10 protein-coding genes are annotated in these 5,954 nt (G+C 45.0%); 3 read left to right on the top strand and 7 right to left on the bottom strand.

Annotation, left to right across the window (positions count from 1 at the left end):
• Window positions 1-267: YagK/YfjJ domain-containing protein (locus B9J87_RS17560; RefSeq protein ID WP_141201596.1), on the top strand; the 267-nt coding region annotated here is incomplete at its 5' end.
• A 38-nt stretch (window positions 268-305) separates the two neighbouring features.
• On the opposite strand, the gene B9J87_RS17555 is transcribed toward B9J87_RS17560, so the two are convergent.
• The 4 genes from B9J87_RS17555 to B9J87_RS17540 form a co-directional block, all read right to left on the bottom strand.
• Entirely contained in the window at window positions 306-1,781 is a 1,476-nt protein-coding gene (locus B9J87_RS17555) for a hypothetical protein (RefSeq protein WP_094151987.1), read from the bottom strand.
• Window positions 1,781-2,476 (bottom strand): hypothetical protein, encoded by a 696-nt coding sequence (locus tag B9J87_RS17550; RefSeq protein ID WP_094151985.1) that lies wholly within the window; start codon window positions 2,474-2,476, stop codon window positions 1,781-1,783. Before B9J87_RS17550 ends, B9J87_RS17555 begins: the two co-directional genes overlap by 1 nt.
• Before the next feature lie 105 nt (window positions 2,477-2,581).
• Window positions 2,582-2,917 (bottom strand): hypothetical protein, encoded by a 336-nt coding sequence (locus B9J87_RS17545; RefSeq protein WP_094151983.1) that lies wholly within the window; start codon window positions 2,915-2,917, stop codon window positions 2,582-2,584.
• Between the two features lie 140 nt (window positions 2,918-3,057).
• Entirely contained in the window at window positions 3,058-3,309 is a 252-nt protein-coding gene (locus B9J87_RS17540) for a hypothetical protein (protein WP_011149633.1), read from the bottom strand.
• Window positions 3,310-3,338: 29 nt separating this feature from the next.
• On the opposite strand from B9J87_RS17540, the gene B9J87_RS17535 reads away from it, so the two are divergent.
• On the top strand, window positions 3,339-3,857 hold the full coding sequence (locus B9J87_RS17535) for a ribonuclease HI (protein WP_011149634.1): 519 nt from the start codon (window positions 3,339-3,341) through the stop codon (window positions 3,855-3,857).
• Window positions 3,858-4,111: 254 nt separating this feature from the next.
• On the opposite strand, the gene B9J87_RS17530 is transcribed toward B9J87_RS17535, so the two are convergent.
• From B9J87_RS17530 to radC, 3 genes are all read right to left on the bottom strand, one after another.
• Window positions 4,112-4,561: a DUF2787 domain-containing protein gene (locus B9J87_RS17530; protein WP_094151981.1), complete on the bottom strand. Its 450-nt coding sequence runs from the start codon at window positions 4,559-4,561 to the stop codon at window positions 4,112-4,114.
• A 69-nt stretch (window positions 4,562-4,630) separates the two neighbouring features.
• The gene (locus B9J87_RS17525; RefSeq protein ID WP_094151979.1) at window positions 4,631-5,065 is read right to left on the bottom strand and encodes a DUF2787 domain-containing protein; all 435 of its coding nucleotides are present in this window, start codon (window positions 5,063-5,065) and stop codon (window positions 4,631-4,633) included.
• Window positions 5,062-5,523 (bottom strand): RadC family protein, encoded by a 462-nt coding sequence (gene radC, locus B9J87_RS17520; protein WP_094151977.1) that lies wholly within the window; start codon window positions 5,521-5,523, stop codon window positions 5,062-5,064. Before radC ends, B9J87_RS17525 begins: the two co-directional genes overlap by 4 nt.
• Before the next feature lie 159 nt (window positions 5,524-5,682).
• Here radC and B9J87_RS17515 point away from each other — a divergent pair, with 159 nt between their 5' ends.
• Entirely contained in the window at window positions 5,683-5,859 is a 177-nt protein-coding gene (locus tag B9J87_RS17515) for an AlpA family transcriptional regulator (RefSeq protein ID WP_033928243.1), read from the top strand.
• Window positions 5,860-5,954 lie beyond the last annotated feature (95 nt).

Below are 5,954 nucleotides of genomic sequence, written 5' to 3'. Positions count from 1 at the left end.
GTTTATAACTGTGTTGGGGAGTATACTCATACAAGCAATCTGTCTAAAAAAATTAAAGCAGCTTGGTGTAGAGCTTTGGGTGTTAAATTGGATGATGGGGGACGACTAGTACATTTTCCAAAAAACTTCATGTATCACTTAGATATAAATAGCCTTAGGTTTTATTCTGTACTTGATAAGTTATTTTATCGTTTGAGTTACTTTGCGAAATTACGTTCTAAGACATTTGGTAATGGCCATAGAAATTTTGGTTGCTCAATAAAATAAAAAAGAGAGGGGATCGCTCCCCTCTCAACTCGTTATGATTAGTCAGCAGGCACTATGGGCAGTTCTTCACACATACCCATATGAGCCACGTCCACTAGAGTATCTAGAGATTCACCACACTGCGTTTTGTGAGTACCGTTAGGGTAAGTAGTACGTACAATCCAGATACCTTTGCTGTTCACGTCTGTGATGACATTTTTCTCAGCTGTACTTACAACTGATGTACGTGTCCAACGAGGGGCTCCGTAAGATTCAGTTGAGTCCAGTGAGTAGTTCCAAGTTGAGAACTGGTCCAGCACTGTTGGGTCTGTGATGTTAGAGTACAAACCATCGTTGATTAGGTCATCGATAACAGCATCGTCACCAAAGTCAAAACCCCACATACCAGCTTGTAGTAACACATTGCCGTCTTTCAATTCACGAATGACGTTAGCGTAAGGTACGCTAGAAGAGTACACGAGTGGATCAGCACATGCAGTATGGTCGTCAACTAAAACAGAAGCTGATACAGAGAATGTAACGGTGTCGTTGCCGTAGTCTTTTGAGTTCTGTACGTAATCATTAGTTAAACCACAACCGTATTTGCTTATTTCTGGTAGGTAGTCGATTAGGTCATCAGTATATTTTTGCACTGCGCCTTCTTCGGCTTTGATTTTGTTACGGTAAACGATGAGACGGCCTACAGTTTCTAAGTCAGCAGATACTTCAAATACACGTAGAGAATGTGTGTCGGCATCAAACACGCGTTCTTCACGATACCACTTAGTGAAATTACCTGCGTCGTCTTTCTCAACGTAGTACTCAACTGTAGCTTTCCAAGCGTTAGGGTTCGCATCGACCAGAGCTGAAGTTTCAGCGTAGCCTTTTGCTAGACCGCTGGTTAGAAGCTGGGCTAGTTGATGCTGCTTGGTGTTACCAGAAGCGATGAAGTCTGCGTATAGCTCGTTAGCAGGAATGTTGTAGCGGTTACCCAACTCGTATTCCTTCTCAGCGACTAGACGTACAACTTTGTTTTGCGCTTCAGTATTAGCAGCCAACTCTTTACAGTTTCTTACACCACTTTGTAATAGGTCTGTTTCAACAGTTGACCAAATCACTGTAGTGAATGGAGTAGTAGCAAATACATCTTCGCCGACGTTCTCAGATGAGAATGAGGGCGGAAAGGTTAAACGATAAGGTTTATCAACTAACCAATAATCGCTATCGTACGCACCAGCAGGTACATCGACGATAATCGGTGAGTACTCTTTACAGATTAAGTCATCTTCTTCAATCACAAAATCGAAGCGTCCATTTTGATCGGTTAGAGAACGTGGTTCGTTCTCGTCCATCACACCATTGAAGTTGTAGTCAAGGAACGCAGTAGCACCTTCAACATAACCATCAATCGCCAGTCCGCTAACTTTGGCAGGCGTACTTGGATTAGTACTACCTCCGTTACTACCGCCACCACATGCGGCTAGTAGTAATAACCCAGATATACCCATGGTCGATTTTATCGTTGTGTGTTTCATTATGTGAGTTCCTTCTTAGAGAGGGGAATGTTGCTAAGTGAAAAATTGTTGGGGTAGTGATAAGCAAAAGTGGTTAGATACGCCGACAAAACCTCATCGATGAGGACTGCGTGAAAGATGTTTTGATATTGGTATGCAAGGTAAAGATGACCCTGCTCCACGATAAATCCCAGTGGATTGATATACAGACTCTGAGGTAGGTTTATGAGTGATAACCTAACTTCACGTTGGTAAAACACGGCAGTACATAAGGTTTCAAAAACCATACTGCTAGTTTCCTTGATGCAAGAAGCGACAGGCTGTCGAATATCGATCAGTTTGCGCTTAGTGCTTAGAGTGCTAAAAGGTGCGAAAGCACTATCTACCATGAGATGGTAAGAACGTGGTAAGAGCGTTTTCAAGTAGGCTTCAGCCCACAGAAAAATCATGTGTTCACGGGGACCTAAGGCCAGTTTTGAATTCGCTGTACGGCGGTAACCATAAGGCTTGCTTGTCGCATCTTGTTCAACATCAAAGTAAGTCAATAAGCAATCAAGGCCGCGCTGGATAGTACGTTTGCTTCGGGTGATCCCTTTATCGCTAAGGGCAAGTTGCAGTTCACGTGCTGTTATTTTCCGTATTGTGGGGATTAATGAATAAATCTCGAATATCAATTCGAGGTGCTCGGCACTTCGTCGATTTGTACTAATAGACATAGGACCACCAAATTTTAAGCACACTTATCTAGCCCCAAAACATGAATGTTTGGAGAGAGCGCGGGAAAAACGGGAGGACTGGTGGCCACACAGTCCTAGTAAGGGTTACTTCTTAAAGTTCACTACAAGCTTGTCAGCCAGTGGATCCTTAGCGATTTCATAGTCGGGGTTTAACGTCGCAACTTTATGAGCTGCGATGGCGGCGGCTGACGCTAAACCAAAGATGACCGCTGGGCCTGAGGCTAGAGCCGCTGCCATGGTGGCAGAGCGTCCTGCGGTATACACACGGCACGAAAGTCCTTGTTTTTCTATTAGTCGCTCTACCTTCTTCACCGTTTGGTTGAAATTTTTCACATTCGTTAAAGTGAATGATTCATGGCGACGAATAAGGTCATTTAGAGATTGTTCATCTACGTGATGTAATACGTTGCTTTTACTCATTTTTTTTATCCTCGATCCGCACGTAGAGCACTGCGCTGTTAATTGTTGAAAGAATACGGACGAGTGAGACAGATAATGTCTCACTCAATTTTATTGGTTTGGTTTTGTGAATTGACACGCAGATTGCTTGTGTCATTACGTTAAAGGTCATTCCTCACGTCACGAATGTCGCTGAGATAGTAGCCACGCTGGATAAGCTCAAAGCTTGCCAAGAGGCTACGTAAATGCAGGGTGGGGTGAAGCTTTGTTTCTTCAAATAAATCGTGGTCGCTGAGTTCTGCCATTTCAGCTTTGACCTTTTGAAAGTGGGCACTGAGATGGTGATAGCCTGCGAGGGCGGCTTTCAGTAGGGCCTTTAAGATCTTCTCGCGTAGCGGAGAAAAGGTGGTCATAACGTGTCCTTATGGTTCAGGGCACAGTGATGCGAGCGTACTTCATTTTTCACATCACATCCTTATCTGATGAGAGACAAGCACGTTGCGTTGTTAAAATAGAAAAGGAACAAACAATGAAAAATGAATCATGCGCGTTGTATATTGCAGTCACAGCGTCCAGTGTCGATGGTGGAATTGGTTTGGTGGTGTACAACAAAGCTGGTGAGTTAATGGACCAGCAATGTTTACCGATGCAGGGATACACCAGTAATACTGAGCTAGAGCTAATTGCGCTGGTGGAGTGTATGCAATATGCGCGTGATGGCGATGTCATCTATACCAGCAGTGATTTTTGTGTTCGTGGATTTAACGAATGGATTGATACCTGGAAGCAAAAAGGTTGGCGTAAGTCAGACAAAAAGCCAGTAGCAAATCGCGACTTATGGCAACAGGTAGATGCGCTCCGAGCCGAGAAATACGTTGAGGTAATCAGAGCAACCCCAAGTACGCATCCAGCGTTAAGCGAAGCGTATAACATGGCAAAACAAGCGCTTAGCAAGTTGTAGATGAATTTGGTTAAGCTCAGCTTTCAGAACGCACTCAGCCCTTGCAATACAAGGGTTTAGCTCTCTCTCAAGAGCGAGTGCTGGCAATTAAATAGGCCGATATAATGTCCTAAATAGGGTGTTGTATCGGCTTTATTTTTGTCTGTTCATCACGGTCGAATACTGGGTTTTACCTTCAATTTAACGTGCTCAGTGAGGTCAACAATCCACGGCGTTAATACGTGGTTGCTATTGGTAAAGTAACTCAGCGCTGTTCATTGCGGCGTAACGGAGGCTTGGTCATACACCTCCATATCGGCGTAAGTAAGAAAGTTACTTTCCCATAACTGGTACAGCTCTTTTGCATCAGGGCGGCCTTGCATGGGCAACCAACCTCGATGAGCGACAAAGAACTCACCGACACGAAAATCAAAATCTAAGCTTCGTTCAAGTTCGGGGTAGTAATTTCCGATGTAGGCAAAATCGGTGATGTACTCGATGCTCCAATCGCCGCTGGTGGTGTGACAAATGCCCATCTCAACCGGATGAAAACCGCCTTCATCCGCGCTGTAGCGCTTATCTCGAAAGTTGAACACCAGATAACGACTGGCGGCGAGTGTGCCACTGCTGTCATTAACTAACTGCTTTGTGAGTTGCTCACCAAGCAGTGCATGCAGTTTGTCTGAAATCGGTAATAGGGAAGATGTGAAGGTTAATGAAGACATAGCAAGACCTCCTTAGGTCAGGATGAAGTCGAAAAAGAAAAAGGAAATGAGGAGAAAACGGGCTCGGCGCTAACACTCACGGACCATGGTTAAATGCACCTCATCAAACACGTTGCGTGTGAGATGGCGAGCAAAGGCTTTCATCCACACCATGAGTAGCTCAAGCACATCAGGATGAGATAAATCGGCTGCCCCTGAGTCGGGTTGATAGCACCAACGATTGGCTAGATGGAAATAGAGCTCAGGTTCAACAGCGATACTGCTTTCATAGGGATAAGAAAAGCTGGCAAAGCAGACTATCTGCCAATCACTGGATGGTGACTCACGTTTAAACTGCACTTCAATCGGGTGCAGTCCTTGTTGGTGTAGGTAATAACTTTTTTGGCGGCAGTTCAGCACGATGCGCTCAGCTCGCTCTGAAATGGAGTAGCAAGCAATCAACTGCTCTAGCGATCGGTGAATATCTTCTTCCAGTTCAATGTCGCCATAACGTTTCTCAATCATAACCAGCCCCTTTCAGCAAAAGATACACTGTCTTTACCCACCACAATGTGGTCCAGCACTCGTACATCCACCAGCGATAAAGCGTCTTTCAGCCTTTCGGTAATGCGTCTGTCGGCTTGTGACGGCGTTGCATCTCCAGAAGGATGGTTATGGGCCAAGATCACGGCCGCGGCATTCACTTCTAGTACCACTTTCACCACTTCACGCGGGTAGACGCTGGCCGCATCAATGGTACCGTGAAACAGCTCTTTAAACTCCATCAACCGGTTTTGGTTATCTAGTAGCAGTAAGGCAAATACCTCTCGCTCATAGGCCCCCAGTTTGCAGCGAATGTACTCCTTAGTAGCATCAGGATTGGTGAGTGCATCTCCGCGCACGTAACGGTGAGCAAGTATCTCAGCGGCATGTTCAAGAATCTGGTTTTCTTGATAGCGCTGATCTTCTGTGTAATCGGTCATATTAGGCTCCGAGTGAGGTTCATTAACGGGATACACGTTAATGACATATGCCTGAAATTTTTTTGATTGAGCCTTGGCGCGCTAAGGCTTAACACATCACCGTCTTTTTTTACGCCAGCACTTTATCCCATGAGGACCACAGACATAGGAGAACGTCCCATGAGATTTCTGAAACTAAAAGAAGTAATGGAAAAGACCGCACTAAGCCGTTCAGCAATTTACCGCAAAATGAATGATGGCGAGTTTCCACAGTCGGTGAGCTTGGGAGAAAGGGCTATTGCCTGGGTGGAAAGCGAAGTGGATGAGTGGATGGAAAAGCGTTTGGAGAGGCGTTAGTGGATTTATGGAGGAAGTCTGATGCGTGAAATGAAAAACGCTGCTAAGTAAAGTGGCAGCGCAATATATTGAGCGCATCAATGTAGTCTTGAATG

It is taken from the genome of Vibrio sp. V19_P1S1T109 (genome assembly GCF_002241375.1).
GTDB classification, from domain to species: Bacteria; Pseudomonadota; Gammaproteobacteria; order Enterobacterales; family Vibrionaceae; genus Vibrio; species Vibrio anguillarum.
This window is presented reverse-complemented; position numbering and strand designations above follow the sequence as displayed.

Excerpts from the sequence above, each read along its gene's own strand:
- B9J87_RS17525 (WP_094151979.1), bottom strand. The coding sequence starts at position 5,065 with ATGATTGAGAAACGTTATGGCGACATTGAACTGGAAGAAGATATTCAC.
- B9J87_RS17515 (WP_033928243.1), top strand. The coding sequence starts at position 5,683 with ATGAGATTTCTGAAACTAAAAGAAGTAATGGAAAAGACCGCACTAAGC.
- B9J87_RS17555 (WP_094151987.1), bottom strand. The coding sequence starts at position 1,781 with ATGAAACACACAACGATAAAATCGACCATGGGTATATCTGGGTTATTA.
- B9J87_RS17545 (WP_094151983.1), bottom strand. The coding sequence starts at position 2,917 with ATGAGTAAAAGCAACGTATTACATCACGTAGATGAACAATCTCTAAAT.
- radC (WP_094151977.1), bottom strand. The coding sequence starts at position 5,523 with ATGACCGATTACACAGAAGATCAGCGCTATCAAGAAAACCAGATTCTT.
- B9J87_RS17550 (WP_094151985.1), bottom strand. The coding sequence starts at position 2,476 with ATGTCTATTAGTACAAATCGACGAAGTGCCGAGCACCTCGAATTGATA.
- B9J87_RS17535 (WP_011149634.1), top strand. The coding sequence starts at position 3,339 with ATGCGAGCGTACTTCATTTTTCACATCACATCCTTATCTGATGAGAGA.
- B9J87_RS17540 (WP_011149633.1), bottom strand. The coding sequence starts at position 3,309 with ATGACCACCTTTTCTCCGCTACGCGAGAAGATCTTAAAGGCCCTACTG.
- B9J87_RS17530 (WP_094151981.1), bottom strand. The coding sequence starts at position 4,561 with ATGTCTTCATTAACCTTCACATCTTCCCTATTACCGATTTCAGACAAA.